The 25880-nt window shown below is 69.8% G+C and carries 23 protein-coding genes and 1 pseudogene; 18 read left to right on the forward strand and 6 right to left on the reverse strand.

Features of this window, described 5'->3' with window-relative positions; all coding sequences use genetic code 11:
* Positions 1–221: 221 nt before the first annotated feature.
* Positions 222–887 carry a GntR family transcriptional regulator gene (locus HNQ01_RS19795; protein ID WP_173807241.1) on the reverse strand — a complete coding sequence of 222 codons (666 nt, stop codon included), beginning with the start codon at positions 885–887 and terminating at the stop codon, positions 222–224.
* A 103-nt stretch (positions 888–990) separates the two neighbouring features.
* Here HNQ01_RS19795 and scpA point away from each other — a divergent pair, with 103 nt between their 5' ends.
* The 15 genes and pseudogenes from scpA (at position 991) to HNQ01_RS19870 (ending at position 17208) form a co-directional block, all read left to right on the forward strand.
* The gene (gene scpA / locus HNQ01_RS19800) at positions 991–3150 is read left to right on the forward strand and encodes a methylmalonyl-CoA mutase (protein WP_173807242.1); all 2160 of its coding nucleotides are present in this window, start codon (positions 991–993) and stop codon (positions 3148–3150) included.
* A gap of 132 nt (positions 3151–3282) precedes the next feature.
* Entirely contained in the window at positions 3283–3666 is a 384-nt protein-coding gene (locus HNQ01_RS19805) for a GNAT family N-acetyltransferase (RefSeq protein WP_286181012.1), read from the forward strand.
* Between the two features lie 32 nt (positions 3667–3698).
* Positions 3699–4739: a methylmalonyl Co-A mutase-associated GTPase MeaB gene (gene meaB / locus HNQ01_RS19810; protein ID WP_173807244.1), complete on the forward strand. Its 1041-nt coding sequence runs from the start codon at positions 3699–3701 to the stop codon at positions 4737–4739.
* Between the two features lie 74 nt (positions 4740–4813).
* A complete protein-coding gene (locus HNQ01_RS19815) occupies positions 4814–6346 on the forward strand; it encodes an acyl-CoA carboxylase subunit beta (protein WP_173807245.1) in 1533 nt (510 codons plus the stop codon).
* 25 nt (positions 6347–6371) lie between these two features.
* A complete protein-coding gene (locus tag HNQ01_RS19820; protein WP_173807246.1) occupies positions 6372–8447 on the forward strand; it encodes an acetyl-CoA carboxylase biotin carboxylase subunit in 2076 nt (691 codons plus the stop codon).
* Positions 8448–8461: 14 nt separating this feature from the next.
* Positions 8462–8926 (forward strand): VOC family protein, encoded by a 465-nt coding sequence (locus HNQ01_RS19825; RefSeq protein ID WP_173807247.1) that lies wholly within the window; start codon positions 8462–8464, stop codon positions 8924–8926.
* Between the two features lie 77 nt (positions 8927–9003).
* Positions 9004–10236 carry an 8-amino-7-oxononanoate synthase gene (gene bioF / locus HNQ01_RS19830; protein ID WP_173807248.1) on the forward strand — a complete coding sequence of 411 codons (1233 nt, stop codon included), beginning with the start codon at positions 9004–9006 and terminating at the stop codon, positions 10234–10236.
* Between the two features lie 10 nt (positions 10237–10246).
* Positions 10247–11590, forward strand: a complete 1344-nt coding sequence (locus tag HNQ01_RS19835) for a cytochrome P450 (RefSeq protein ID WP_173807249.1) — start codon at positions 10247–10249, stop codon at positions 11588–11590.
* A gap of 65 nt (positions 11591–11655) precedes the next feature.
* Positions 11656–12801, forward strand: a complete 1146-nt coding sequence (locus HNQ01_RS19840) for an IS5 family transposase (RefSeq protein WP_173807250.1) — start codon at positions 11656–11658, stop codon at positions 12799–12801.
* Between the two features lie 77 nt (positions 12802–12878).
* The gene (locus HNQ01_RS19845) at positions 12879–13697 is read left to right on the forward strand and encodes a helix-turn-helix domain-containing protein (protein ID WP_173807251.1); all 819 of its coding nucleotides are present in this window, start codon (positions 12879–12881) and stop codon (positions 13695–13697) included.
* A 40-nt stretch (positions 13698–13737) separates the two neighbouring features.
* Positions 13738–14070: a putative quinol monooxygenase gene (locus HNQ01_RS19850; protein ID WP_173807252.1), complete on the forward strand. Its 333-nt coding sequence runs from the start codon at positions 13738–13740 to the stop codon at positions 14068–14070.
* Complete coding sequence (locus tag HNQ01_RS19855) at positions 14067–14423, forward strand: YdhR family protein (RefSeq protein ID WP_173807253.1); 357 nt, start codon at positions 14067–14069, stop codon at positions 14421–14423. Before HNQ01_RS19850 ends, HNQ01_RS19855 begins: the two co-directional genes overlap by 4 nt.
* On the forward strand, positions 14420–14911 hold the full coding sequence (locus HNQ01_RS19860; RefSeq protein ID WP_173807254.1) for a GNAT family N-acetyltransferase: 492 nt from the start codon (positions 14420–14422) through the stop codon (positions 14909–14911). The genes HNQ01_RS19855 and HNQ01_RS19860 overlap by 4 nt, the downstream gene beginning before the upstream one ends.
* 99 nt (positions 14912–15010) lie before the next feature.
* The gene (locus tag HNQ01_RS19865; RefSeq protein WP_173807255.1) at positions 15011–16264 is read left to right on the forward strand and encodes an alpha/beta hydrolase family protein; all 1254 of its coding nucleotides are present in this window, start codon (positions 15011–15013) and stop codon (positions 16262–16264) included.
* 137 nt (positions 16265–16401) lie between these two features.
* Positions 16402–17208: pseudogene (locus tag HNQ01_RS19870) on the forward strand (IS5 family transposase).
* A 4-nt stretch (positions 17209–17212) separates the two neighbouring features.
* On the opposite strand, the gene HNQ01_RS19875 reads toward HNQ01_RS19870, so the two are convergent.
* Genes HNQ01_RS19875 through HNQ01_RS19885 form a run of 3 tightly spaced genes read right to left on the reverse strand, consistent with a single transcriptional unit; the run spans position 17213 to position 18822 of the window.
* Complete coding sequence (locus HNQ01_RS19875; RefSeq protein ID WP_217427627.1) at positions 17213–17539, reverse strand: DUF2149 domain-containing protein; 327 nt, start codon at positions 17537–17539, stop codon at positions 17213–17215.
* Positions 17536–18018, reverse strand: a complete 483-nt coding sequence (locus tag HNQ01_RS19880) for a MotA/TolQ/ExbB proton channel family protein (RefSeq protein WP_173807256.1) — start codon at positions 18016–18018, stop codon at positions 17536–17538. Before HNQ01_RS19880 ends, HNQ01_RS19875 begins: the two co-directional genes overlap by 4 nt.
* 39 nt (positions 18019–18057) lie before the next feature.
* Positions 18058–18822 carry a tetratricopeptide repeat protein gene (locus HNQ01_RS19885; RefSeq protein ID WP_217427628.1) on the reverse strand — a complete coding sequence of 255 codons (765 nt, stop codon included), beginning with the start codon at positions 18820–18822 and terminating at the stop codon, positions 18058–18060.
* Between the two features lie 212 nt (positions 18823–19034).
* On the opposite strand from HNQ01_RS19885, the gene HNQ01_RS19890 reads away from it, so the two are divergent.
* The 3 genes from HNQ01_RS19890 (at position 19035) to HNQ01_RS19900 (ending at position 21958) form a co-directional block, all read left to right on the forward strand.
* The gene (locus HNQ01_RS19890) at positions 19035–20927 is read left to right on the forward strand and encodes a propionate--CoA ligase (protein WP_173807257.1); all 1893 of its coding nucleotides are present in this window, start codon (positions 19035–19037) and stop codon (positions 20925–20927) included.
* A gap of 243 nt (positions 20928–21170) precedes the next feature.
* Positions 21171–21683, forward strand: coding sequence for an ATPase (locus HNQ01_RS19895; protein WP_173807258.1), 513 nt, complete (start codon positions 21171–21173; stop codon positions 21681–21683).
* Positions 21680–21958: a hypothetical protein gene (locus tag HNQ01_RS19900; protein WP_173807259.1), complete on the forward strand. Its 279-nt coding sequence runs from the start codon at positions 21680–21682 to the stop codon at positions 21956–21958. The genes HNQ01_RS19895 and HNQ01_RS19900 overlap by 4 nt, the downstream gene beginning before the upstream one ends.
* A gap of 24 nt (positions 21959–21982) precedes the next feature.
* Here HNQ01_RS19900 and ybiB read toward each other — a convergent pair whose 3' ends face one another.
* Together ybiB and HNQ01_RS19910 are read right to left on the reverse strand one after the other, a co-directional pair.
* Positions 21983–22906 (reverse strand): DNA-binding protein YbiB, encoded by a 924-nt coding sequence (ybiB, locus tag HNQ01_RS19905; RefSeq protein WP_173807260.1) that lies wholly within the window; start codon positions 22904–22906, stop codon positions 21983–21985.
* A 20-nt stretch (positions 22907–22926) separates the two neighbouring features.
* Positions 22927–25755, reverse strand: a complete 2829-nt coding sequence (locus tag HNQ01_RS19910) for a nitrate reductase (RefSeq protein WP_173807261.1) — start codon at positions 25753–25755, stop codon at positions 22927–22929.
* Positions 25756–25880 lie beyond the last annotated feature (125 nt).

Consider the following 25880-nt stretch of genomic DNA (forward strand, 5'->3'; position numbering starts at 1 on the left):
CGCCTCCTGGACCGTGAACGCCGGGTAGCCGCGCGGCACCGGAACGTCGAACTGGCGCAGGATTTCCTTGCCTTGGTATTCGTGGATCTTCATCGGGGCGATCTCCTCGATCTTCGGGTGGTGAACCTGTGGGTGGATGCGGTGGGGAGCTGGTCTTCTCTGCGGGCAGGGGACGTTCAGGCCGCGCAGGCGCTGCGGCACTCTGCGTTCCCAAGCTGACCTCAGGGTGACGCAGCCTCCAGGCCGTTCTCGAAGTGCTGGCGCATCAGCCGGCTCGCCGCCTCGGCATCGCGGCGCTCGAGCGCTTCCATCAGCGCGCGATGCTCCTGCATCGATTCCTCGGGGCGACCCATCTTGAACAGCGAATGATGTCGGTTGAGCTTCATGACCTTGCGCAGGTCGGTGACGATCTGCTGGCGCCAGCGGTTGCCCGCCACCGCCAGCAGCTGCATGTGAAAGGCCTCGTTGGTGGCGAAGAAGAACTCGCGCTGCCCGACCTCGCGCTCGAGCCGCTCGTGCAGCGCGCGCAGCGTGGCCAGATCCTCGCTGGCGGCGCTGCGGGCGACCTCGCCGGCGGCGTCGCTCTCCAGCAGCGCGAGCAGGTGGTAGACCTGGCGCACGTCGTCGGTCGACATCTCCGTCACATAGGCGCCGCGGCGCACCCGCATCGTCACCAGCCCCTCGACCGCCAGCACCTTCAGCGCCTCGCGCAGCGGCGTGCGGCTGATGCCGTACTCGGCCGAGAGCTTCTGCTCGTCGATCCAGCTGCCGGGCTCGAGCTCGCGGTTGAAGATCTGCTGGCGCAGGCGCTCGGCCACGTCCTGATAGAGGGCGCGTGGAGCCAGCGCGTTGTCTTGATCTGGGAGGGGCAGGCGCACGGTGGGCATCATTCAGAATCGGGCCGGGATGATAGCTGACCGGGCTGCGGTCTTGAATTCATAATTATGCATCATGTATCATGGTGATGCACTGCGTCAGGAACCCCACAACATGTCGAACTCCCCCGAATTCCAGCCTGCCTCGATGGAACAGTGGCTCAAGGCCGCCGCCAAGTCCGCGCCCGGCGGCAACGTCGATGCGCTGAACTGGGTCACGCCGGACGGCATCACCGTCAAGCCGCTCTATACCGCGGCCGACGTGGCGGGGCTGCCCTTCACCGACACGCTGCCCGGGTTCGAGCCCTTCATCCGCGGTCCGCAGGCCACGATGTACGCGGTGCGTCCGTGGACCATCCGCCAGTACGCCGGCTTCTCGACCGCCGAGGAATCGAACGCCTTCTACCGCAAGGCGCTGGCCGCCGGCGGCCAGGGCGTCTCGGTCGCCTTCGACCTGGCGACCCACCGCGGCTACGACTCGGATCACCCGCGCGTGACCGGCGACGTCGGCAAGGCGGGCGTGGCGATCGACTCGGTCGAGGACATGAAGATCCTGTTCGACCAGATCCCGCTCGACAAGGTGAGCGTGTCCATGACGATGAACGGCGCGGTGCTGCCGGTGCTGGCGGGCTATGTCGTCGCGGCGGAAGAGCAGGGCGTGTCGCAGGACAAGCTCAGCGGGACCATCCAGAACGACATCCTCAAGGAGTTCATGGTCCGCAACACCTACATCTACCCGCCGGAGCCGTCGATGAAGATCATCGGCGACATCATCGAGTACACGGCGCAGAAGATGCCGAAGTTCAACTCGATCTCGATCTCCGGCTACCACATGCAGGAAGCGGGCGCGAACCAGGCGCTCGAACTGGCCTTCACGCTGGCCGACGGCAAGGAATACGTCAAGACCGCGATGGCCAAGGGCCTGGACGTCGATGCCTTCGCCGGGCGGCTCAGCTTCTTCTGGGCGATCGGGATGAACTTCTATCTCGAGATCGCCAAGATGCGCGCGGCGCGCCTGCTGTGGGCGCGCATCATGAAGGGCTTCGACGCGAAGAATCCGAAGAGCCTGATGCTGCGCACGCACTGCCAGACCTCGGGCTGGTCGCTGACCGAGCAGGATCCGTACAACAACATCGTGCGCACCACGGTCGAGGCGATGGCCGCGGTCTTCGGCGGCACGCAGTCGCTGCACACCAACGCGCTGGACGAGGCGATCGCGCTGCCGACCGCGTTCTCCTCGCGCATCGCCCGCAACACGCAGCTGATCATCCAGGAAGAGACCCACATCACCAACGTCGTCGATCCGTGGGCCGGCTCCTACCTGATGGAGTCGCTGACGCAGGAGATGGCCGACAAGGCGTGGGCCATCATCGAGGAAGTCGAGGCGATGGGCGGCATGACCCGGGCGGTCGATTCCGGCTGGGCCAAGCTGAAGATCGAGGCCTCGGCGGCCGAGAAGCAGGCCCGCATCGACTCCGGCAAGGACGTGATCGTCGGCGTTAACAAGTACAAGCTGGCCAAGGAGGATCCGGTCGAGATCCTCGAGGTCGACAACATGAAGGTGCGCGACGCGCAGATCGCGCGCCTGCAGCAGATCCGCGCCACGCGCGACGCCGCGGCGGTGCAGGCCGCGCTGGCGGCGCTGACCGATGCGGCCAGGACCGGCCAGGGCAACCTGCTGGATCTGGCGATCCAGGCGGTGCGCCTGCGCGCCACGGTCGGCGAGGTCTCGGATGCGCTCGAGGCGGTCTACGGCCGCCACCGCGCCGACATCCAGAAGGTCACCGGCGTCTACGCCGCGGCCTACGACTCGGCCGAGGGCTGGGAGAAGCTGCAGGGCGAGATCGCCGCCTTCGCCGAGGAGCACGGCCGCCGTCCGCGCGTGATGATCGCCAAGCTCGGCCAGGACGGCCATGACCGCGGCGCCAAGGTCGTCGCCACCGCCTACGCCGACCTCGGCTTCGACGTCGACATGGGCCCGCTGTTCCAGACGCCGGAGGAATGCGCCCGCCAGGCCATCGAGAACGACGTGCACGCGGTCGGCGTCTCGACGCTGGCGGCCGGTCACAAGACCCTGGTGCCCGCGATCATCGCGGAACTGAAGAAGCAGGGCGCCGACGACATCATCGTCTTCGTCGGCGGTGTCATTCCGCAACAGGATTACGATTGCCTGTTCGAAGCCGGCGTGAAGGGGGTCTACGGCCCCGGCACGCCGATTCCGGCCTCGGCCAAGGATGTTCTGGAGCAGATCAAAGCCCATGTGTCTGCGGCCTGAGGTGCGCCCATGACCCATCGGTGATCCATGCAACCTCCCTCAGCCGCTTCTGCCGTCGGCACCCCGCATCTCCAGCTCACCCCTGCCGGTGAAGACGATTTCGAGGCCTTGCTGTCCTTGCGGATGGCGGCGATGAGGGAGAGCCTGACGCGGCTCGGCCACTTCGATCCGCAGCGGGTGCGCGAGCGGCTGAGCCGGGGCTTCAATCCGATCCATGCGCGCCACATCCTGCGCGACGGCGATCTGGTGGGCTTCGTCGTGGTGATCCCGCGGCCCGGGGACATGCTGCTCGATCACCTCTACATCCACCCCAGCGCGCAGGGCGAGGGCATCGGCAGCTGGGTGATGCGCCGGGTGCTGGCGGAGGCCGATGCGCGGTCGATGCCGATCTCGGTGACCGCGCTGAAGCACACCGCGGCGGCCTGCTTCTACGAGCGCCACGGCTTCATCCTGGAGGCCGAGGGCGAATGGGATCTGTATTTCCGAAGGCCGGCGCATCCGGCCAGCGATCACTAGCGATCACACCGGGCGATCACTCGCCTCCTTCGATGACCGACGACTTCTCCCACCTGCCTGCCTCCGAGCAGGCCCTGGCTGCCGGCATCGCCGGCACGCAGCCGGCGGTGCAGCGGCGCGCGATGGCCAAGGCGATCACGCTGCTCGAGTCGACCCGGGCCGACCACCGCGCCCGCGCCGACGCGCTGCTCGACGCGCTGCTGCCGCGCACCGGGCGCTCCTTCCGGCTGGGCATTTCCGGCGTTCCCGGCGTGGGCAAGTCGACCTTCATCGAGACGCTCGGGCTGCACCTGATCGGCCTGGGGCACCGCGTGGCGGTGCTGGCGGTCGATCCGTCGTCGAGCGTCTCCGGCGGCTCCATCCTGGGCGACAAGACCCGCATGGAGCGGCTGTCGGTGCACCCGCACGCCTACATCCGCCCCAGCCCGTCCTCGGGCACGCTCGGCGGCGTCGCCGAGAAGACCCGCGAGGCGATGCTGGTCGCCGAGGCCGCCGGCTACGACATCGTCATCATCGAGACGGTCGGCGTCGGCCAGAGCGAGACCGCGGTCTCGGGCATGACCGACATGTTCTGCCTGCTGCAGCTGCCCAATGCCGGCGACGACCTGCAGGCGATCAAGAAAGGCGTGATGGAGCTGGCCGACCTGGTGGTCATCAACAAGGCTGACATCGATCCCGACGCCGCCACCCGCGCCCGTGCGCAGATCACCAGCGCGCTGCGCCTGCTGGGCATGCACGCCCAGCACGGCCATCCCGACCGCGGCCACGACGGCGCGAGCCTGTGGCTGCCGCGCGTGATCCAGATCAGCGCGCTCAAGGGCGCCGGGCTCGACGATTTCTGGGGGGCCGTCAGCACCTTCCGCGAACTGCAGCAGGCCAGCGGCCGGCTGGCGCAGCGCCGCCAGCAGCAGAACCTGGCCTGGATGTGGGAACGCATCGAGTCCGGCCTGCGCGAGCGCTTCCGCGCGCACCCCGAGGTGCGCGGCCAGCTCGGCGAGCTCACCGCCCAGGTGCGCGAGGGGCGCACCGCCGCGTCGGTGGCCGCGCGCCGGCTGCTCGACCTGATGACCTGACTCCCCCCGACCCGCCCGACCTTTCCTGATTCCCGAACCGATTTCGAATCACGGACCCACCCGAGGAGATCCCCATGCATGACATCCAGCAGATGCTCGAAGCCAAGCGCGCCAAGGCGCGCCTGGGCGGCGGGCAGAAACGCATCGACAGCCAGCACGCCAAGGGCAAGCTGACCGCGCGCGAGCGCCTCGAGCTGCTGTTCGACGAAGGCACCTTCGAAGAGTGGGACATGTTCGTCGAGCACCGCTGTGCCGACTTCGGCATGCAGGACAACAAGATCACCGGCGACGGCGTGGTCACCGGCTACGGCATGATCAACGGCCGCCTGGCCTTCGCGTTCAGCCAGGACTTCACCGTCTTCGGCGGCGCGCTGTCCGAGGCGCATGCCGAGAAGATCTGCAAGATCATGGACCAGGCGATGAAGGTGGGCGCCCCGGTGATCGGCCTGAACGACTCGGGCGGCGCGCGCATCCAGGAAGGCGTGGCGTCCCTGGGCGGCTACGCCGAGGTGTTCCAGCGCAACGTCATGGCCTCGGGCGTGATCCCGCAGATCTCGATGATCATGGGCCCGTGCGCGGGCGGCGCGGTGTACTCGCCGTCGATGACCGACTTCATCTTCATGGTGAAGGACTCCAGCTACATGTTCGTCACCGGCCCCGAGGTGGTGAAGACGGTGACGCACGAGGAAGTGACCGCCGAGGAGCTCGGCGGCGCGGTCACCCACACCGCCAAGTCCGGCGTGGCCGACCTGGCCTTCGAGAACGATGTGGAAGCGCTGCTGATGCTGCGCCGCTTCTTCAACTACCTGCCGCTGAACAACAAGGAAAAGCCGCCGGTGCGCCCGAGCGGCGACCCGGCGCTGCGTCTGGACCACTCGCTCGACACGCTGGTGCCGGACAATCCGAACAAGCCCTATGACATGAAGGAGCTGATCGCCAAGGTGGTCGACGACGGCGACTTCTTCGAGCTGCAGCCCGACTACGCCGCCAACATCGTCATCGGCATGGCGCGCATGGAAGGCCAGACGGTGGGCATCGTCGCCAACAACCCGCTGGTGCTGGCGGGCTGCCTGGACATCAAGAGCTCGATCAAGGCCGCGCGCTTCGTGCGCTTCTGCGACGCCTTCAACATTCCCGTCATCACCTTCGTCGACGTGCCCGGCTTCATGCCCGGCACCGCGCAGGAGTACGGCGGCATCATCAAGCACGGCGCCAAGCTGCTCTACGCCTACGCCGAGTGCACCGTGCCGAAGGTCACCGTCATCACCCGCAAGGCCTACGGCGGCGCCTATGACGTGATGAGCTCCAAGCACCTGCGCGGCGACGTGAACTTCGCCTGGCCGAACGCCGAGATCGCGGTGATGGGCGCCAAGGGCGCGGTGGAGATCATCTTCCGCGAGGAGAAGAAGGATCCGGCCAAGCTGGCCGAGCGCGAGGCCGAGTACAAGGCCCGCTTCGCCAACCCCTTCGTGGCGGGCGCCCGCGGCTTCATCGACGACGTGATCCAGCCGCACGAGACGCGCAAGCGCATCTGCCGCTCGCTGGTGATGCTCAAGGACAAGAAGCTGGACAACCCGTGGCGCAAGCACGGCAACATCCCCCTCTGATCACGCGGCGCGAAAGCAAACCATCATGTTCAAGAAGATCCTGATCGCCAACCGCGGCGAAATCGCCTGCCGCGTCATCGCCACCGCCCGCAAGATGGGCATCAAGACGGTGGCCGTCTATTCCGAGGCCGACAAGGACGCGCGCCATGTCGAGCTGGCCGACGAGGCCGTGCTGCTGGGCCCGGCGCCCTCGCGCGAGTCGTATCTGGTCGCCGACAAGATCATCGCCGCGTGCAAGGCCACCGGCGCCGAGGCGCTGCACCCGGGCTACGGCTTCCTGTCCGAGAACGAGGACTTCGCCCGCCGCTGCGAGGAGGAGGGCATCGCCTTCATCGGCCCGAAGCACTACTCGATCGCGGCCATGGGCGACAAGATCGCCTCGAAGAAGCTCGCCAACGAGGCCAAGGTCAGCACGATTCCGGGCTGGAACGACGCCATCGAGAGTCCGGAGCGTGCGGTCGAGATCGCCCGCGACATCGGCTATCCGGTGATGATCAAGGCCTCGGCCGGCGGCGGCGGCAAGGGCCTGCGCGTGGCCTTCAACGACAAGGAAGCCTTCGACGGCTTCGCGTCGTGCCGCAACGAGGCGCGCAACAGCTTCGGCGACGACCGCGTCTTCATCGAGAAGTTCGTCGAGCAGCCGCGCCACATCGAGATCCAGGTGCTGGGCGACAGCCACGGCAACGTGGTCTACCTGCACGAGCGCGAGTGCTCGATCCAGCGCCGCCACCAGAAGGTCATCGAGGAGGCGCCGAGCCCCTTCATCTCCGACGCCACCCGCAAGGCGATGGGCGAGCAGGCGGTGGCGCTGGCCAAGGCGGTGAAGTACCAGTCGGCCGGCACGGTCGAGTTCGTCGTCGGCAAGAACCAGGACTTCTACTTCCTGGAGATGAACACCCGCCTGCAGGTGGAGCACCCGGTCACCGAGTGCATCACCGGGCTGGACCTGGTCGAGCAGATGATCCGCGTGGCCGCCGGCGAGAAGCTCGGCTTCACGCAGGACCAGATCCCGCGCCAGGGCTGGGCGATAGAGTGCCGCATCAACGCGGAAGACCCGTTCCGCAACTTCCTGCCCTCCACCGGCCGTCTGGTGAAGTACCAGCCGCCGGCGGCCGACCTGGTGCAGGGCAGCGAGACGCTGCAGGGCGCGGCCTACGAGGCCGGGCGCTTCGGCGGCGTGCGCGTCGATACCGGCGTGTACGAGGGCGGCGAGATCCCGATGTTCTACGACTCGATGATCGCCAAGCTCATCGTGCACGGTCGTGACCGCGACGACGCGATCGCCAAGATGCGCGCCGCGCTCAACGGCTTCGTGATCCGCGGCATCAGCTCGAACATCCCGTTCCAGGCCGCGCTGCTGGCGCACCCGAAGTTCGTCACCGGCGACTTCAACACCGGCTTCATCGCCGAGCACTACGCCCAGGGCTTCGACGCCGCGGACGTGCCGCACGACGACCCGCTGTTCCTGGTCGCGCTGGCCGCCTTCGTGCGCCGCAAGGCGCGCGAGCGCGCCGCCGGCATCAGCGGCCAGCTGCCCGGCCACGGCGTCGAGCATGGCAGCGCGCTGGTGGTGGTGCAGCTCGGTGCCGACGGCCAGAACGTCTATCACGACGTGCAGCTCGGCGACTTCGACGCGGCGCACGGCACGATGAACGTGACCGTCGGGGGCCGGGTCTACGCGATCCGCAGCACCACCAAGCTCGGCGAGATCCTGATGACCGGCTCGGTCAACGGCCAGCCCTTCAGCGCCCAGGTCGAGCGCGGCTCGGCCAAGCGCCCGCTGGCGATGCGCATCGCGCACAACGGCACCGCGCTCGAGGCGCTGGTGCTGCAGACGCGCGCGGCCGAGCTGCACAAGCTCATGCCCTACAAGGCGCCGCCCGACACCAGCAAGATGCTGCTGTCGCCGATGCCGGGCCTGCTGGTGCAGGTGCCGGTGGCGGTCGGCCAGAAGGTGCAGGCCGGCGAGCGCCTGGCGGTCATCGAGGCGATGAAGATGGAGAACATCCTCGTCGCCACGCAGGACTGCGTGGTCAAGGAGATCCGGGCCACGGTCGGCGAGAGCCTGAGCGTGGACCAGCAGATCATCATCTTCGAGTGAAGCCGGGAGCCCCGATGCAAGCCAAGCCCTTCAAGATCCTCGGCATCCAGCAGATCGCCATCGGCGGGCCGGACAAGCAGCGGCTGAAGAGCCTCTGGGTCGACATCTTCGGCCTGTCGGTCAAGAGCACCTTCGTCAGCGAGCGCGAGAACGTCGACGAGGACATCTGCGCGCTGGGCGACGGCCCGACCGCGGTCGAGGTCGACCTGATGCAGCCGCTCGACATCGAGAAGAAGCCGGCGGTGCACGCCACGCCGCTGAACCACGTCGGCCTGTGGGTCGACGATCTGGCCCGGGCGGTCGAGTGGATGACGGCCAACGGCGTGCGCTTCGCGCCCGGTGGCATCCGCAAGGGCGCGGCCGGCTTCGACATCTGCTTCATCCACCCGAAGGGCAACGAGCAGTTCCCCATCGGCGGCGAAGGGGTGCTGATCGAGCTGGTGCAGGCGCCGCCCGAGGTGATCGCCGCGCTCGGTTAAGCTCGCCGACCTTGTGACGGCCCGGTGTCCGTTGTCTGCGGATGCCGGGCCGTTTCCATTCGGATTTGCCATCTTCCATGCTGATCGATCACCTGAGCCAACAGCTGCAGCAGCGCCGCGAGCTCGGCCTCGAGCGGGTGCGCCGCATCGCCGAGGGGCCGTGCGCGCCGCACCTGCCGGTGAGCCGGCCCGACGCGGATGCCGACGCGCCGCTGCCGATGCTGGCCTTCTGCAGCAACGACTACCTCGGCCTGGCCGCGCATCCGGCGGTGGTCGAGGCGCTGGCCGAGGGCGCGCGGCGCTGGGGCGCCGGCAGCGGCGCCTCGCACCTGGTCTGCGGCCACGGCCGTGCGCACGAGCGGCTCGAGCAGGCGCTGGCCGAATGGCTGGCGCCGCTGTGGCCCGAGGGCGCGCGGGTGCTGGGCTTCGGCACCGGCTATCTGGCCAATCTGGCGCTGATGACCGCGCTGGGCGATGCGCGCACCACGCTGTTCACCGACCGGCTCAACCACGCCTCGCTGATCGACGGCGCGCAGCTCGCGCGCGCCGAGGTGCGCCGCTATCCGCACAACCGCGTCGACCGGCTGGAGGCGATGCTGGCCGAGTGCGCCATGCCCGTGAAGCTGATCGTCACCGACGGCGTCTTCAGCATGGACGGCGACCTGGCGCCGCTGGACCGGCTCTTGGCGCTGGCCGAGCGCCACGACGCCTGGCTGGTGGTCGACGACGCGCATGGCCTGGGCGTGCTCGGCGAGGCCGGTCGCGGCAGCCTGGCGCACTTCGGCCTGCGCGGGCGCCGGCTGATCCTGATGGGCACGCTGGGCAAGGCCTTCGGCGTGGCCGGCGCCTTCGTGATGGCCGATCCGGTCATCGTCGAGTGGCTGCTGCAGACCGCGCGGCCGGGCATCTACACCACCGCCGCGCCGCCGGCGCTGGCCGAGGCGACGCGCGCCAGCCTGGAGATCATCCGCGGGCCGGAGGGCGACGCGCGGCGCGCGGCGCTGCAGGCGCGCATCCGGCAGCTGCGCGAGGGGCTGGCGGCGCTGCTGGCGGCGCATCCGGACTGCGGCTGGTCGCTGCCCGAGTCCGCCACCGCGATCCAGCCGCTGCTGATCGGCGACAACCACCGCGCCGCCGCGCTGGCCGAGCGGCTGCGCCAGGCCGGGCTGTGGGTGCCGGCGATCCGCCCGCCCACCGTGCCCGAGGGCACGGCGCGGCTGCGCATCACGCTGAGCGCGGCCCACACGGCGGCCGACGTGACGCGCCTGCTCGGCACGCTCGCGTCGAGCCTGGCCCTTCCTTCCGCATGAGCCCTGTCCGATGAACGCCCCTGCCGACGCGGCCCTGTCCGCCCTCGAAGCCGCCGCCCGTCCGCGCGTGCCGGCCGGCCGCCTGTGGAGCGCGGCCGACCTGATCGACCCGTATCCGCTCTACGCCGAGCTGCGTGCCTCGGGTCCGATCCACTGGAGCGACACGCTCTTCGGCGGCGCCTGGATCGTGGCGCGCCACCTCGAGGCCGAGCAGGTGCTGCGCGACGACGTGCGCTTCTCGGCGCAGCGCACCAACGGCTGGGTGGGCGGCGGCGACCGCGCCGCGGCGCAGGCGACCTGCGGCGACCACCGCCTGAGCCGCCAGGAGCTCTCGCCGCTGCAGCGCCTGATGGCGCAGGCCTTCCTGTTCGTCGACGCGCCTGACCACGGCCGGCTGCGCGGACTCATGCATGCCGGTTTCACGCCCTCCGGGCTGACGGCGCTGCGGCCCTGGCTGGTCGAGCGCATCGAGACGCTGCTCGACGGCCTGCAGGCGGCCCAGGCGGGCGAGCCGTCGCGGCCGGTCGACTTCATCGCGCAGGTGGCGCGGCCGCTGCCGGCCAGCGTGATCGCGCGCGTGCTCGGCCTGGCGCCGGGCGACGAGGCGCGGGTCATGGCCTGGTCCGACGAGATCGCGGTCTTCATCGGCGAGCCGGTGCCTGACGCCGACACCACGCGCCGCGCCCAGCGCGGCCTGCTGCAGATGGCCGCCTTCCTGGAGCGCGAGTTCGCCGCGCGCCGCGCCGCCGGCATGCCCGGCGACGGGCTGCTGGGCCGGCTGCTTCGGGCCAGGGAACAGGGCGTCATCCGCGACGCGAACGAGCTGATGGCGCAGGCCGTCATGCTGCTCTTCGCCGGACACGAGACCACGCGCTACCTGCTGGGCAACCTGGTGCAGACGCTGCTGGCGCACCCGGCGCAGTGGCAGCAGCTGCGCGACGACCCCGGCCGCGTCCATGGCGCGGTGCGCGAGGTGCTGCGCGCCGAGTGTCCGGTGCAGTACACCGGCCGGCGCGTCGCGGTGTCGCACGACTTCGCCGGCCAGCGGCTGCGCCGGGGCGACGCCGTCATCGTGCTGCTGGGCGCGGCCAACCGCGACGCCGCGCGCTTCGAGGATCCGGAGCGCTTCGACATCACGCGCCGCGGCCGCGCCTCGCTGGCCTTCGGCACCGGTGCGCATGTCTGCATCGGGGCCTCGCTCAGCATGATGGAGGCCGAGCTGACGCTGGAGGCGCTGCTGCGCCGCTGGCCGGGCCTGCGGCTGGCCGAGGCTGCGCCGGCCTGGCAGGGCAATCCGCTCTACCGCGGGCTGCGGCGGCTGCCGCTGTGGCTGGACGGCGGCCCGGCCGCTTAGAGGGTGTAGACAGAATCAACCAGACAGGAGCATGCTGTCGTCGGTCAAGCCCAAAGAAAGTCGACATGAGCCCGGCGCAGACAGATCAGACGATCGAGCGAAAGCGCGGAGGGCGTCCGCGGGCGTTGCGCGAAGAGCATGTGCTGGCCCTGAAGGAGATGGCCGCCGAGCATCCCGGGGCGACGCTGGATGCGATCACGCAGATGCTGGCCGAGCGCTGCGGGGTCAAGGTGTGCAGCCTGACGGTGCGCAAGGCGCTGAGGGAGGCTGGGGTCGTCAGGGTCAAGCCGCTGCGCCGAACCACTGAGGATGATTCGGCCCGTGCAGCCCGGCGCTATGGCTACACCGCGGCACACCGGCGTGAGGCCGACGGGCGGGACTACGGCTGCAGCCTGACCGATGCGGAGTGGGCACTGGTGGCGGACCTGTTCGAGCATACGGCGGGCAGTCGCGGCATGCCACCTCGGCTGGATCGACGCACACTGGTGGATGCCTGCTGCTACGTCCTGCGCACGGGTTGTGCGTGGCGAGACCTGCCCCGGTCGTTTCCGGCCTGGACGACGGTCTACAAGTCGTTCAGCCGCTGGGCGGCGCTGGGGCGGTTCGAGCTGATACAGGAGCGGCTGCGCCAGCAGTGGCGCGAGCGGCTGGGTCGGCATGCGGGCCCGAGTGCGGCCGTGCTCGACTCGCAGTCCACGCGGCACTCGCCGCAGGGCGGCGAGGCCGGATTTGACGCCGGCAAGAAGGTCAAGGGGCGCAAGCGCCATCTGGTGGTCGACACGCTCGGCCTGCTGCTGGCCGTGACGGTGAGTGCCGCCAGCGTGCAGGACCGCGACGGGGCCGCGGCCGTCGTCGCACAGGCCTGCACCAAGGTGCCGACGCTGAGCGTGCTGTTCGTCGACGGCGCCTACAGCGGCTCGTGCGCGCAGCGCCTGCAGGCGACCCATGGCCTGGACGTGCAGGTCGTGCGCCATCCCGGCAACGGCAACACGCATGTCTTCCATGACCTGCAGGCGGGCCGGCCCCTGCCCGTCGCCCCCAGGGGCTTTGTGCCTCTGCGCATGCGCTGGGTGGTCGAGCGCACCCACGCCTGGGGTGAACGCTGCCGCCGCCTGGTGATGCATCACGACCGCAAACTCAGCACGTCCACCGCATGGGTCTGGTTTGCTCAGGCTCAGATCCTTCTGCGCAGGTTGGCCTTGCCGGGTTGATTCTGTCTACACCCTCTAATGCAATCGCCCTGCCTGCTTGATGGGGCGGGCGGTAGGCTCTGGGCCTGACAACACGATTGCCCTATTCAAAGATGGATGTTTTTTTTGCCAAGCCGCCGCCGGATTTGGCGCCGTACATAGACCGTTTCTGGGGGTGGCGCGCTGCGGCACATGAGCCTCTCTCGCTGCCCAGGCTGTTGCCGGGGACCGGCGCCGAGCTTCACATTCATTACGGCACGGCGTTTCGCACGGAGGCAAGCGTTGCACTGCCGGATGCCTATCTGCTGTGCCTGCGCCAGATCAATCTGCCCCTGGCCGCTGCGCGCGGGGTGGGCTTTGTGGCAGTGCGCTTCCGGATCGGGCAGGTCCACCGCCTTGTGCCGCTGCCCCCAGCACTACTGCTGGATCGGGTGCTGCCGGTGGACGCCTGCTGGGGGCAGGCCGGCCAGATCGTGGCCAGACGGGTGCAGGATGCGGCGGACTGGCCCCAACAGTGCACGCTGTTGATCGACTTCTTTCGCCGCTGCCTGTGCGCGGGCGAAGAGGATCGGCTGATCGTTCATGGCATGGCAGCGCTCTATCGGGTCGGGGGGCAGCAGACCATCGACAACCTGGCTGCCCACCTTGGCATTGGCCGCCGCCAGCTGGAAAAGCGGTGGCTGCGCTATTGCGGCCAGACCCCCAGCGAAACCAGGGGCGCGATCCGGTTTCAGCAGACGCTCAAGCGCATGCTGCTGAACCCCGGGCGCGATCCGCTCTCCCTCGCGCTCGATCACGGGTATTACGACCAATCCCACTGGATCCGCGACTTCCGCCAGCGCGTGGGCATGCCGCCGGCCAGCTACCTGTCAGCCACCCGCAGCAGGACGCATTTTTACAATCTTCCCGCAAGCTGACTGGGCAGACTGGCACCTCCATTTCCAAGAGGGCTGACCTATGTTTGTTTTGCTGGTGGAGCTTGAAGCGGTTCCGGATCGACGCGAATCGCTTGTGCAGGCGCTGGAGTCGCTGGTCGCGCTGGCGCCTGAGGAGCCGGGGATCGATCTCTATGCGGTTCAGGTCTGCGCGGAAGACCCCAACCGCTTCTTCCTCTACGAAGTCTATCGGGACAAGGCCGCGTGGGAGGCGCACCTGCACTACCCCTCCGCCAAGGCGCTGCTCGATCGCTTTGGTGCGCTGCTGGCGCAGCCTCCGCGGCTGCTATTTGGTACGCGCTTGTCGGCCTTCGCTAGAGCCGGGGCCGGCGGCATGCCGGAGGCGCCGCGATGATTGCCACCCTTGTCCAGTTCAGGCTCGGTCGGGCGATCACCATCGACGAAGCGCGGGAGGCATTTTCGGCCACCGCGCCGAAGTACCAGGCGGTTCCGGGGCTGCTCAGGAAGCACTACCTGCTGTCGAAGGATGGCGAAACCGCAGGCGGGCTGTATCTCTGGCAGAGCCAGGCGGATGCCGATCGCTTTTATTCCGACGAGTGGCGCGGCTTCATCCGGGAGCGATACCAGTCGGAGCCGATGGTGGTGTGCTTCGAGAACCCGGTGGTGGTGGATAACGAGGCCGGCACCATCCGCGCCGATCTGCCTCCGCGCATTCTCCGGTGCATCGCAGAGGGCCCGCAGACATGAGCCTGGAGATTGTCCGCACGCACGTGGCGCACTTTGAGGGCCTTTACACTGCCATCGACGAGGTGGCGAGGGAGAGGCGCTACCTGGCGTTTTTCCAGGCCCCGCCGGTCGAGGCGGCCTTCGGCTTCTTTCGGAGCATCGTCGAGAACGACCAGTGCCAGTTCGTGGCCCTCGACGGGCGCGCGGTAATCGGCTGGTGCGACATTCTTCCGAAGCCCTGGGATGCCTGCGCTCATGTGGGGGCGCTGGGGATGGGGGTTGTTCGCGCCGCTCGCCGGCGGGGCGCAGGCACACGGCTGCTGACGGCGGCCATCGACTGCGCCGAATCGAAGGGCCTGTCGCGGATCGAGCTTGCCGTGCGGGCAGACAACCGCGACGCCATCGGGCTCTACACGCGCTTCGGGTTCGCGCTCGAAGGCATGAGCCGGCGGGCCTATCGGGTCGACGGCCAGTTCGTCGACGTCGCCACAATGGCGCGGCTCACCTGACGCCACGCCCACGCGCGGGCCGCCCCGCGCAGGTTTTCACCCCGGGGCCGGAGGACGGCCGCGCCTGACCTTCGCCCCCTTCAAACGGATTCACTCACCATGTTTCGTTCAAGTTTAGTGCCGGCGCTCGCCGCGGCGATTGTTTCGGGGGCTGTGCTGACTGCCTGCGGCGGGTCGGGCGACGATAAGGACGCCACCGCCTATGGCGTGGGGCGGACCAGCATCGAATGGCTGGACAGTTCGCGAACCGAGCGCTGCGGCAAGCAGGCCGGCAGCGCAACACGAAGGCTGAAGGCCTACCTGTGGTACCCATCGGATCCGCAGGCCAATGCGCGGAAATCGCCGCTGCTGACCCCCGAGATGGCCTCCTTTCTGGCCGACACCCAGGGAGTCTCTGCCGCGGTGCTGAAGAGCCTTCCCGGCGAGAGCTACGCCGACGCGCCCCTGTCCCGGCGCAGCACCTCCTACCCGGTGCTCCTCATGTCCCACGGGGGCGGGGGCGGTTTTCCGGAACAATACGCGAGCACCGCCGAAGCGCTGGCGGCCAAGGGTTACGTAGTGGTCGGCCTGTTCCACCCGTATCAGAGCATCGCCACTTTCTTCGCCAACGGCGACATCGTCACGATGGACTTCGCTTGCGACCCCATCGGTGCGCTTCCTGAGATTGGCGCAACCTCTTCCTATCAGGACTTCACGGCCAACTGGCAATACACCGTCAGGCTGGACGAGTACGTATCGGCGGATTTCGCCAGCGCGCTGAATCAACTCGATCTCCTGAACAGCGGTAGCGCCAAGTTCGGTCATCGCCTCGAACTGGGGCGGGTGGGGGCATTCGGCCACTCCTTCGGCGGCGCCCACGCGTTTCGCGCCGCCCGTCACATTCCGCGGGTGGTCGCCGCAGCGAACATCGATGGCACGCTGTTCTCGGAGGACTACGCCCAGGGGGCCGGGGCGGGAAAGGCACTGCTCACGGTGCTTAGCGGCGACGGCATGGCGGGCGGGAACATCGCGGCGCGGGTGTCCCAACTGCAGGCCATGGGGATGACGCAGCCCCAGGCAAGTGCCGTAGCGAACCGGGGCGTGCCCCAGACGGCCTACGCGGCCTCGCGCCCGGCCCATCTGCTGACCGTTCCCGGCGCACGCCACGCCAACTTCACCGACGCGGGGCTGTGGGCGGCTGCGGGCGTGCCGGTGGACGCCACCGCCGTCAACCTGGCCGACGCACGTGAGATCCTGAATGTCCAGCATCAGGTGCTGTCCGACTTCTTCGACCGCTACCTGCGGGGGCAGGCGGTCAGGCTCGGCGTGCCGGCCACCTCGCTCAAGGGCATCCGTCTGGAATCCCGGGAATAGCCCCACGGCGCAGCCCGGGGTGGAGCGCCATAAGCTGGATGCCTCGCCCCCACCCCACAGCCCAACCCCACTTCCGCCCCGCACCTGTGCTAACAAAACACAGTCGTCGCCATCGCTGTCTGAATCGTTGAAGGCCGATGAGAGACAAGGAAGTCAGCGCAGCCCTGTGGGAGAAGTTGGAACGGTTGCTGCCTGAGGCGCCGCGGCGCTCGGCCCAGGGAGGCCGGCCGCGAGTGGACGACAGGCGGGCCTTGAACGGCATCCTGTTCGTGCTGCGCACCGGGATTGGGTGGGAACACCTGCCGCAGGAGCTGGGCTACGGCAGCGGCATGACGTGCTGGCGACGGCTGAGAGCTTGGCAGGCTGCGGGCGTGTGGCACTGGCTGCATCTGGTGTTGCTGGCGGAGTTGCGCGGCGCGGGTCAGCTCGATTTCAGTCGAGCGTGTGTGGATGGCGCCAGCGTCGCCAGCCCCCGGGGGGCGAATTCACGGGGCCGAACCCGACGGACCGGGGCAAGCTTGGCAGCAAACGCCACCTCGTCACCGACAGGCAAGGCCTGCCGCTGATGTTCTGCGTGACAGGGGCGAATCGACATGACTCGGTGGTGTTTGAAGAACTGGTCGACGCGTTGCCGGCAGTGGCCGGGTTGCGGGGACGCCCCCGGCGGTGGCCCGACAGGCTGCACGCCGACAAGGGCTACGACTTCGAGCGCTGCCGCACCCATCTGCGGGCCAAGGGCATCAAGGTGCGCATTGCGCGCCGAGGTGTCGAGAGCCGGGAGCGACTGGGGCGTCACCGCTGGGTGGTCGAGCGCACCCATGCGTGGCTGGCGGCATTTGGAAATGCTGCGCATCCGCTTCGAGCGTCAGGCCCAGACGCATGTCGCCTTGCTCAGGCTGGCCTGCTGCGTCATCTGCCTGCGCACGCTGATTCGGTTTTGTTAACTGCTCACTCGGGCACGAACATCATGCTGCCGTCGGGCATCCGGTAGGCCACGCCGGCCCGCACGCCCTGGCTGCCGCCGCCATCCGAGCGCGGGGCCGGCTCGGCGCGGTAGTGCTCGATCTTCTGGCCCTTGCGGGTGATGATCTCCATGTCGGCCCGGCCGGGATGGCGGATCAGCGTGTAGTCGCCCTGCTGCGGGCCGGTGCCGGCCGGGTGCGGATTCGCCGCGATCATCAGCGCCGCGACCAGCACCAGGAAGACATCGACCAGGTTGACCAGCGAGAGGACCGGATCGTCATCCTCCTCGTGGAGCAGGCGCTCGGCGATCATGCGGCCTCCTGCGGCTGGAGCGCGATCAGCTCGGCGGCATACCAGCGCCGGCGCACCTGGCCGATGGCGTAGGTGATCGCCGCGGCCAGCAGCGCCAGGATCACCGCCGAGAAGGCCACGCCCAGCGCGCGGCCGACCTCGGTCATCTGGCCGCTGGAGAGCGCCTGCAGCGCCGGCCCCATCGGAATCATGGTCGCCACCAGGCCGAGCATCGGCGCCACGCGGGTGGCCACGCGCACGCGCTCGAGCCGCCGCAGCGCCAGCAGCTCCAGCCCGGCCGTCGACAGGCCGGGCGTGCGAGCCTGCTCCTGGCGCAGCTCGAAGCCGGCCGGGTGTCCGCGCCGGCGTTGCCAGGCTTGTACCAGGAAGGCGCCCAGCGCGACGAAGGCGTGGGCGAACAGCAGGGCGATGGCCAGCAGCACCGGAAGCAGGAAGAGCTGGCTGACGCCGTACATGGCGTGCTCGACGGCAGTGTTCATGGTCGTGACGGGGCAGGGGGGCAGTGGAGGGCAAGGGATTCAGGCCGGCGTGCGGCGGGCATCGGCGCGACGGGGGCGCAGCTGCCGCGCGGCGCCCAGCACCGTGAGCATCGCCAGCCCCAGGCCGAACAGCAGGGCCTGCGGCGTGGCCAGCGCGGCCGGCAGCGCCGCCTCCACCCTGCGCAGAAGGCGCTGCGCAGCATCGTCCTGTCCTGGCGCGCTGCCCACGCCGCGACCGAAGGCGTCGCGCGAGGCGCTGTGGTGGCCGGTGCGCAGGAACTCGCGTGCATCCTCGCTGCCCTGGGCGGCGGCCGCCTCGAACCAGCGCCGTGCCTCGGCCTCGTCGCGCTCGACGCCGCGGCCCTCGTGCAGCGCGCTGGCGTAGTGCAGCTTGCCCAGCGCCGCATAGCCTTCGTCCTCGCTCTGCGAGGCCTGGCGAAGCAGCTCGGCCGCCCGGGCGAGATCGCGCGGCACGCCGTTGCCGTTCTCGAACATCTGCGCCTTCCAGATCATCGCGCCCGCATAGCCCTTGGCGATGCACTTGTCGAAGATGAGGTTGGCGGTGGCGTAGTCGCCGCACTTGGCCGCGAGGTAGCCCATGCTGCAGGTGACGAGGCCTGCGGGCTGGCGCGCCGCATGGGCCACGGAGAGGTCGCTGTCGGGGTCCGACAGGGCCTGGCCGCAGTGGCCGCTGCCCTCGTTCTGCGTCGCGGGCGGCTCCAGCGCCAGCGCCGGCGCGCCGGCCAGGGTCAGCGCCAGCAGCCAGGCGCCGTGTCGTGCCGCATCGGGGATGATCGTCGTCATGGGCGTTGCCGGGAAAGTGCATCGATGACGGGACGATAGGTCGCGCAGCGGCGATCCGCCCAGGGCGGCTTGCCCGTCGTGACGGGGGCAATCTGCCCGGCGCGCTGGCGTGGACGGACCGGTCGACGGCCGGTTGACAGCCGTCAGTCAGGTCGATCATTTTGAATTATGAATTCATCGGATTCGCCGAACGCCGAGAAGGAGACAGACCCATGCCGAACTACGCCGATTTCCACCGCCGCTCGATCGAGGATCGCGATGCCTTCTGGGGCGAGCAGGCCCAGCTGATCGACTGGCACAAGCCCTATGACCAGGTCTGCGACTACTCGAACCCGCCGTTCGCGAAGTGGTTCCCGGGCGGCCTGACGAACCTGTGCCACAACGCGGTCGACCGTCACCTGACGGACCGCGCCGACCAGAACGCGCTGATCTTCGTCTCGACCGAGACGAACACCGAGAAGGCCTACAGCTTCGCCGAGCTGCACGCGGAAGTGAACCGCATGGCCGCGATCTACCAGTCGCTCGGCGTCAAGAAGGGCGACCGCGTGCTGATCTACATGCCGATGATCGCCGAGGCCTGCTTCGCGATGCTGGCGTGCGTGCGCATCGGCGCGATCCACTCGGTGGTGTTCGGCGGCTTCGCCAGCCACTCGCTGGCCAGCCGCATTGACGACGCGCAGCCGACCGTCATCGTCAGCGCCGACGCCGGCATGCGCGGCGGCAAGTCGGTGCCGTACAAGCACCTGCTCGACGAGGCGATCAACCTCTCCGCCCACAAGCCCGCCAAGGTGCTGATGGTCAACCGCGGCCTGGCCGACTTCGCCCGGGTCGAGGGCCGCGACGTCGACTACGCGACGCTGCGCGAGCAGAACCTGGACGCGGCCGTGCCCTGCGAGTGGGTCGAGTCCACCCACCCGAGCTACATCCTGTACACCTCCGGCACCACCGGCAAGCCCAAGGGCGTGCAGCGCGACACCGCCGGCTACACCGTCGCGCTGGCCGCGTCGATGAAGCACATCTACATGGGCAACCCGGGCGAGACCTACTTCTCGACCTCGGACATCGGCTGGGTCGTCGGCCACAGCTACATCATCTACGGCCCGCTGATCAACGGCATGGCCACGATCATGTACGAGGGCCTGCCGATCCGCCCGGACGCCGGCATCTGGTGGAGCCTGGTCGAGAAGTACAAGGTCACCGTGATGTTCTCGGCCCCGACCGCCGCGCGCGTGCTCAAGAAGCAGGATCCGGCCTTCCTGACCAAGTACGACCTCTCGTCCCTGAAGGCGCTGTTCCTGGCCGGCGAGCCGCTCGACGAGCCGACCGCCACCTGGATCGGCGGCGCGCTGAACAAGCCCATCATCGACAACTACTGGCAGACCGAGACCGGCTGGCCGATCATGGCCATCTGCAACGGCGTCGAACCGGCGCCGACCAAGTTCGGCTCGCCGGGCAAGGCGGTCTACGGCTACGACGTGAAGCTGATCGACGAGACCACCGGCGAGGAGATCACCGAGGCCAACAAGAAGGGTGTCATTGCCGTCGAAGGCCCGCTGCCTCCGGGCTGCCTGCAGACCGTCTGGGGCGACGACAAGCGCTACGTCAGCACCTACTGGTCGAGCATCCACAACAAGGTCATGTATTCGACCTTCGACTGGGGCGTGAAGGACGAGGACGGCTACTTCTTCATCCTCGGCCGCACCGACGACGTGATCAACGTCGCCGGCCACCGCCTGGGCACCCGCGAGATCGAGGAGAGCATCTCCAGCCACCCGAACGTCGCCGAAGTGGCGGTGGTGGGCGTGGCCGATCAGCTCAAGGGCCAGGTCGCGGTCGCGTTCGCGGTGCTGAAGGACCCGAGCAAGGTCGCCGGTCCGGACGACGCCAAGGCGCTGGAGGCCGAGATCATGAAGGTGGTCGACGGCCAGCTCGGCGCGGTGGCGCGGCCGGCCTCGGTGCGCTTCGTCTCGGTGCTGCCCAAGACCCGTTCGGGCAAGGTGCTGCGCCGCGCCATCCAGGCGGTCTGCGAAGGCCGCGACGCCGGCGACCTGACGACGATGGAAGACCCGGCCGCGCTCATGCAGATCAAGGATCTGGTGGCCTGAGGCACGAGTCCCGCTCGCCCGTCCCCAGGCCGGCACCCCGGCCTGCCCGCCAAGGCCCCGTGTCCCACGGGGCCTTTTTCATGCGTGCGTCGGCGCGGCCGGTCTCATGCATGCCGCGTGCCGCGTCGTCGGGGCCTTCATCCTGCGTTCAGGAAGAACAGTGAACTTCGTCACAACTGATTACATAATCGACGGCAGATCTCATCACATCTTCAGGGACCCGTCGCAGGGCGGAGCTGTTCAATGCCGCGCATCCACATCATCGCCGGCCCGCCGGGAGCGGGCAAGACGACCTTCGCGAAGGAGTACCTGCCCCAGGAAGCCGCCTGCCGCAATTTCGTCGATGCCGACCTGATCGCCGAGGGCCTGTCGCCGTTCGCGCCGGAGCGCATGACGATGCGGGCGCACAAGCTGATGCAGATCACGATGGGCGATCTGCTGCGCATGCGCGAGACCTTCGGCTTCGAGACGACACTGCGCAGCCGCGAGATGGCCAGCCAGATCCCGGAGTGGCGTCACCAGGGCTATGTGGTTCAGCTGGTCTTCCTGTCGCTGGCCAGCCCGGAGCTGGCGGTGCAGCGCGTCGGCGAGCGGGTCCGCCAGGGCGGGCACCGGGTGCCGCCGGACGCGGTGCGCCGGCGATTCGAGGCCGGACTGGCCAACTTCCATGGCATCTACAAGGACCTGGTGGACCTGTGGGTGCATTTCGACAACTCGGGGCCGGCCCCGAAGCTGGTGGACTGGAGCGGCGCATGAGCATCTTCTTCGGCAAGGACCGCCCGGGACGGGGCGAGTCGCGCAGCGTGGGCGACTATGTCGCGCCCGAGATCCTCGGCGCCTTCTCGGCGCTGAAGCGCTCGTCCGAGATCGCGCGCCAGATCGCCTTCCTGACCGGCACCGACGTGATCCTGATGCGCGACGAGCGCGTCGTGCGCGAGGCGGGCTCGGAGAGCGTCGAGCCGGCGCGCGAGCGCGGCCGTCCGGGCCCGGTCGCCGGCAATGTGCGACCGCTGAACCGGCCGGTGCGCTGAGCCGGACCGGCGCGGCCGGACGCGTCAGCCGCGCGGCAGCGCGCCGAGCAGGCAGGCCACCTGCTGCGCGATCGGTGCGGGCACCGGCTGCGTGCCGGCCAGCACCTCGCGCAGGTGCGCGGCGGTGGTGGCGGCATCGATGCCGGCGGGCAGCACCGGCAGCTCGACCAGCACGCCGTCCTGAGGCGCCAGCGAGGCCTCGGCGTCGATCCGGCCGTCGCGGAAGACCTGCATGCGCGGCTGGCGGCGCGCATCGGCCACCGGCTCGCCTTCGGTGCCGCGCATCAGCACCGCGCAGGCCTGGCTGTCGCCCAGGTACTGCGTCAGGCTCACGGCGTATTCCGGGTGGGTGTGGTTCACCACCCGCAGCGCGCCGGGCAGCGCGGGCAGGATCTTCGCGACGGTGTGGCCGCTGTTGCGCAGGCCCAGCACCGGCCGGATCGCCAGCAGGCTGGCCAGCGGCCGGTTCAGCGTCTCGATCGCGACGAAGGCCGGCTGGCCGGCAGCCCAGCGCGCCGCCACCGTGGCGGCGTCGGGGCAGGGCGGCAGGCCCAGCTCGGTGAAGATCGCCGCGCTGGTGATGCGCCCGGTCGGGTCGCTGACCGCGCCGTGCACCAGCACCGGCACGCCCTCGCGGGCGAGCAGCAGCGCCAGCAGCGGCGTCAGGTTGGGCAGGCGGCGCGCGCCGTTGTAGGACGGCAGCAGCACCGCCGGCCGGCCTGGATCGGGCAGCGCCAGCGTGTGCGCCATCGTCGCGTCGACGAAGCCGGCGAGCTCCTCGGGCGTCTCGCCCTTGATGCGCATGGCCAGCGCGAAGCCGCCGAGCTCGAGGTCGGTGACGCGGCCGTCCAGGATGCGCGACATCAGGTCGCAGGCCTGCTCGCGGCTCAGCGAGCGGGCGCCGTCCTTGCCGCGGCCGATTTCCTTCAGGTAGGGGGCGATGCTCATGGGCCGGATTGTGACCCGGCTCAGCCGGCCACCGGCACCAGCGGGATCGAGGCCTTCACCAGACCGCGCAGCACCGGCAGGCAGGAGCCGCAGTTGGTGCCGCATTTCAGCGCGCCCTGCAGCTGCGCCAGCCGCTCGTCGTCGCTGCCGTGGCAGCGCCCGAGCTGATCGACGATCTGCGGCTCGGTGACGTCGAAGCAGGTGCAGACCTGGCGGCCCCGGTCGGCGATCGCCACCGGCGGCGTCGCGCCCGGCGCCAGCAGCAGCCGGCCGAAGGCCTGCGCCGGGCGCTCGTCCTGCACCAGCGTGCGGATCCACGACTCGGCGCGGGTGTCGCCGGCCAGCAGCACGCCGCGCAGCACCCGCTCCGTGCCCTCGGCACCGTCCAGGCGCACCCGGCGGAACTGGCCCCGGGCGCGGTCCTCGTAGTGCATCGCGCCGCGGTCGCCCTCCAGGCCGAGCAGCGCGGCGATCTCGTCGATCAGCGCGGCCTCGACCGGTGCGCTCGCCGAGGCCCGCCAGATCAGGCCAGACAGGCCGCGGGCATGCGGCTCGCGGCCGAAGGGCAGCACCATCGCGTGGGCGAAGCGCGGCATCAGCGCCCGCAGGCGCTCGCGCACCTGCAGCGCCTCGTCCTGCGCCAGCCAGGCCAGGCCGACCATGCGCCAGGGCAGGTCGGCCTTCGCGATCGAGACCGCGCAGTGCTTGAGCTCGGGCTGCTTCGAGCCCGGGCAGAAGGTGGGCAGCGTCAGGCCGTTGACGCCCAGGCGCGGCGTGCCGTCGGCCGCGGTGCCGCCGAGCACCTCCTCGCCCCAGTGCATCGGGATCGAGGCCTGGCGCGGCGCGATGCCCTCGCTGGCCTGCGCGGCCAGCACCAGGCTGCCGCGGCGCGAGCGCACCTCGACCAGATCGCCGTCGGCCAGGCCCAGCGCGCCCAGGTCGGCGGCGTTCATCTCGACCACCGGCTCGGGCACATGGCCGAACAGGCGGCCGAGCGTGCCGGTGCGGCTCATGCCGTGCCACTGGTCGCGCAGCCGGCCGCTGACCAGCCCGAACGGGTACGGCGCGTCGACCGGCTCGGCCACCGGGCGGAAGGCCGCCGCGGCGAAGCGGGCGCGGCCGTCCGCGGTCGGGAAGACGCCGTCCTCGTACAGCCGGGTGCGGCCGGCGAGGGCGCCCTCGGGCATCGGCCACTGCTGCGGGCCGTGCTGCTCGAGGTGGGTCCAGCTCAGGCCGGTGATGTCCAGGTCGCGGCCGCGGGTGCTCTCGCGGTGCTCGTTCCAGATCGACTCGGCGTCCGCATAAGGGAAGAGCGTGGCCTGGCCGTGCAGGCGTTCGGGCAGCCGGTCTTCCAGGCGGCGGGCCACGTCGATGGCGATCTGCCAGTCGTGGCGGGCCTGGCCGGGGGCCGCCACCGCCGGGCGCACCCGGCTGATGCGGCGCTCGGAGTTGGTCACCGAGCCGATCTTCTCGCCCCAGGTGGTGGCCGGCAGCAGCAGGTCGGCGTGGGCGACGGTCGCGGTGGTGGCGAAGGCCTCCTGCACGATGACGAACTCGGCCCGCTCGAGCGCGCGGCGCACCATCGCCTGGTCGGGCATCGACTGCGCCGGGTTGGTGCAGGCGATCCACAGCAGGCGGATCTCGCCGTCGGCGGCCGCCTCGAACATCTCGACCGCGCTGCGCCCCGGCGTGGCCGGCACGTCGGGCAGGCCCCAGAGCGCGGCGACCTCGGCGCGGTGCGCCGGATCGGCCAGGTCGCGGTGGGCGCTGAGCAGGTTGGACAGGCCGCCGACCTCGCGTCCGCCCATCGCGTTGGGCTGGCCGGTCAGCGAGAAGGGGCCGGCGCCTTCGCGGCCGATCTGGCCGGTGGCCAGGTGCAGGTTGATCAGCGCGGCGTTCTTGTCGGTGCCGGCGGCGCTCTGGTTCAGGCCCTGGCAGTACAGCGACAGCGTCGCGCCGCCCGGCCGGTCGGCCTGCGCGAACCAGCGCGCGGCCTGGATCAGGTCGGCCTCGGCGATGCCGCAGACCTCGGCGGCGCGCGCCGGCGTCCAGCCGCTCACCGTCTCGCGCAGCGCCTCGAAGCCGGTGGTGTGCGCGCCGATGTAGCGCGCGTCCGTGAGGCCCTCGGCCAGCATGACGTGCAGCATGCCGTGGTAGAGCGCCACATCGGTGCCGGGGTGGATCTGCAGGAACAGGTCGGCGGTCTCGGCCGTCTCGGTGCGGCGCACGTCGACGACGATCCAGCGCTGGCCGGGGCGCGCGGCGCGGGCGTCCTCCAGCCGGCGGAACAGGATCGGGTGCGCCCAGGCGGTGTTGCTGCCGCTGATGAAGACGGTGTCGGCGTGCGCGAAGTCCTCGTAGCTGCACGGCGGCGCGTCGGCGCCGAGCGTCTTCTTGTAGCCGGCCACCGCGCTGGACATGCACAGCCGCGAGTTGGTGTCGACGTTGTTGGTGCCGAGCAGTCCCTTGGCGAGCTTGTTGAAGACGTAGTAGTCCTCGGTCAGCAGCTGGCCCGACAGGTAGAAGCCGACCGCGTCGGGGCCGTGGCGCTCGACGACGTCGGCGATGCGGCCGGCCGCGGTGTCGAGCGCGCGGGTCCAGTCGATCGGCTGCGGGGTGGCGCCGCGCTGCAGCCGCAGCATCGGCTGCAGCAGCCGGCTGCCGCGCGTGACCGGCTCGGCGGCGGTCAGGTGCAGCGTGCTGCCCTTGGTGCACAGCCGGCCGAAGTTGGCCGGATGCTCGGGGTCGCCGCGCACGCCGGTGATCTGCGTGCCATCGGACTCGATGATCACGCCGCAGCCGACGCCGCAGTAGGGACAGGTGGAACGGGTCTGCTGGGTCTGCGTCATGGCAGTCCTTCGGTGGGTCTTCCTGCGTCCGGCGGGAGCACAGGGGGCGGGGTCGTTCGGATCGGTTGGAGCGTTCGGGGCGGGCGGTGCGCTCAGGCGGCCAGCAGCGTGTCGGCGGGCGCAGG

It is taken from the genome of Sphaerotilus uruguayifluvii (genome assembly GCF_013294065.1).
GTDB lineage: Bacteria > Pseudomonadota > Gammaproteobacteria > Burkholderiales > Burkholderiaceae_C > Sphaerotilus > Sphaerotilus uruguayifluvii.

Excerpts from the sequence above, each read along its gene's own strand:
- HNQ01_RS19795 (WP_173807241.1), bottom strand. The coding sequence starts at position 887 with ATGCCCACCGTGCGCCTGCCCCTCCCAGATCAAGACAACGCGCTGGCT.
- scpA (WP_173807242.1), top strand. The coding sequence starts at position 991 with ATGTCGAACTCCCCCGAATTCCAGCCTGCCTCGATGGAACAGTGGCTC.
- HNQ01_RS19805 (WP_286181012.1), top strand. The coding sequence starts at position 3,283 with ATGAGGGAGAGCCTGACGCGGCTCGGCCACTTCGATCCGCAGCGGGTG.
- meaB (WP_173807244.1), top strand. The coding sequence starts at position 3,699 with ATGACCGACGACTTCTCCCACCTGCCTGCCTCCGAGCAGGCCCTGGCT.
- HNQ01_RS19815 (WP_173807245.1), top strand. The coding sequence starts at position 4,814 with ATGCATGACATCCAGCAGATGCTCGAAGCCAAGCGCGCCAAGGCGCGC.
- HNQ01_RS19820 (WP_173807246.1), top strand. The coding sequence starts at position 6,372 with ATGTTCAAGAAGATCCTGATCGCCAACCGCGGCGAAATCGCCTGCCGC.
- HNQ01_RS19825 (WP_173807247.1), top strand. The coding sequence starts at position 8,462 with ATGCAAGCCAAGCCCTTCAAGATCCTCGGCATCCAGCAGATCGCCATC.
- bioF (WP_173807248.1), top strand. The coding sequence starts at position 9,004 with ATGCTGATCGATCACCTGAGCCAACAGCTGCAGCAGCGCCGCGAGCTC.
- HNQ01_RS19835 (WP_173807249.1), top strand. The coding sequence starts at position 10,247 with ATGAACGCCCCTGCCGACGCGGCCCTGTCCGCCCTCGAAGCCGCCGCC.
- HNQ01_RS19840 (WP_173807250.1), top strand. The coding sequence starts at position 11,656 with ATGAGCCCGGCGCAGACAGATCAGACGATCGAGCGAAAGCGCGGAGGG.
- HNQ01_RS19850 (WP_173807252.1), top strand. The coding sequence starts at position 13,738 with ATGTTTGTTTTGCTGGTGGAGCTTGAAGCGGTTCCGGATCGACGCGAA.
- HNQ01_RS19855 (WP_173807253.1), top strand. The coding sequence starts at position 14,067 with ATGATTGCCACCCTTGTCCAGTTCAGGCTCGGTCGGGCGATCACCATC.
- HNQ01_RS19860 (WP_173807254.1), top strand. The coding sequence starts at position 14,420 with ATGAGCCTGGAGATTGTCCGCACGCACGTGGCGCACTTTGAGGGCCTT.
- HNQ01_RS19865 (WP_173807255.1), top strand. The coding sequence starts at position 15,011 with ATGTTTCGTTCAAGTTTAGTGCCGGCGCTCGCCGCGGCGATTGTTTCG.
- HNQ01_RS19875 (WP_217427627.1), bottom strand. The coding sequence starts at position 17,539 with ATGATCGCCGAGCGCCTGCTCCACGAGGAGGATGACGATCCGGTCCTC.
- HNQ01_RS19880 (WP_173807256.1), bottom strand. The coding sequence starts at position 18,018 with ATGAACACTGCCGTCGAGCACGCCATGTACGGCGTCAGCCAGCTCTTC.
- HNQ01_RS19885 (WP_217427628.1), bottom strand. The coding sequence starts at position 18,822 with ATGACGACGATCATCCCCGATGCGGCACGACACGGCGCCTGGCTGCTG.
- HNQ01_RS19890 (WP_173807257.1), top strand. The coding sequence starts at position 19,035 with ATGCCGAACTACGCCGATTTCCACCGCCGCTCGATCGAGGATCGCGAT.
- HNQ01_RS19895 (WP_173807258.1), top strand. The coding sequence starts at position 21,171 with ATGCCGCGCATCCACATCATCGCCGGCCCGCCGGGAGCGGGCAAGACG.
- HNQ01_RS19900 (WP_173807259.1), top strand. The coding sequence starts at position 21,680 with ATGAGCATCTTCTTCGGCAAGGACCGCCCGGGACGGGGCGAGTCGCGC.
- ybiB (WP_173807260.1), bottom strand. The coding sequence starts at position 22,906 with ATGAGCATCGCCCCCTACCTGAAGGAAATCGGCCGCGGCAAGGACGGC.
- HNQ01_RS19910 (WP_173807261.1), bottom strand. The coding sequence starts at position 25,755 with ATGACGCAGACCCAGCAGACCCGTTCCACCTGTCCCTACTGCGGCGTC.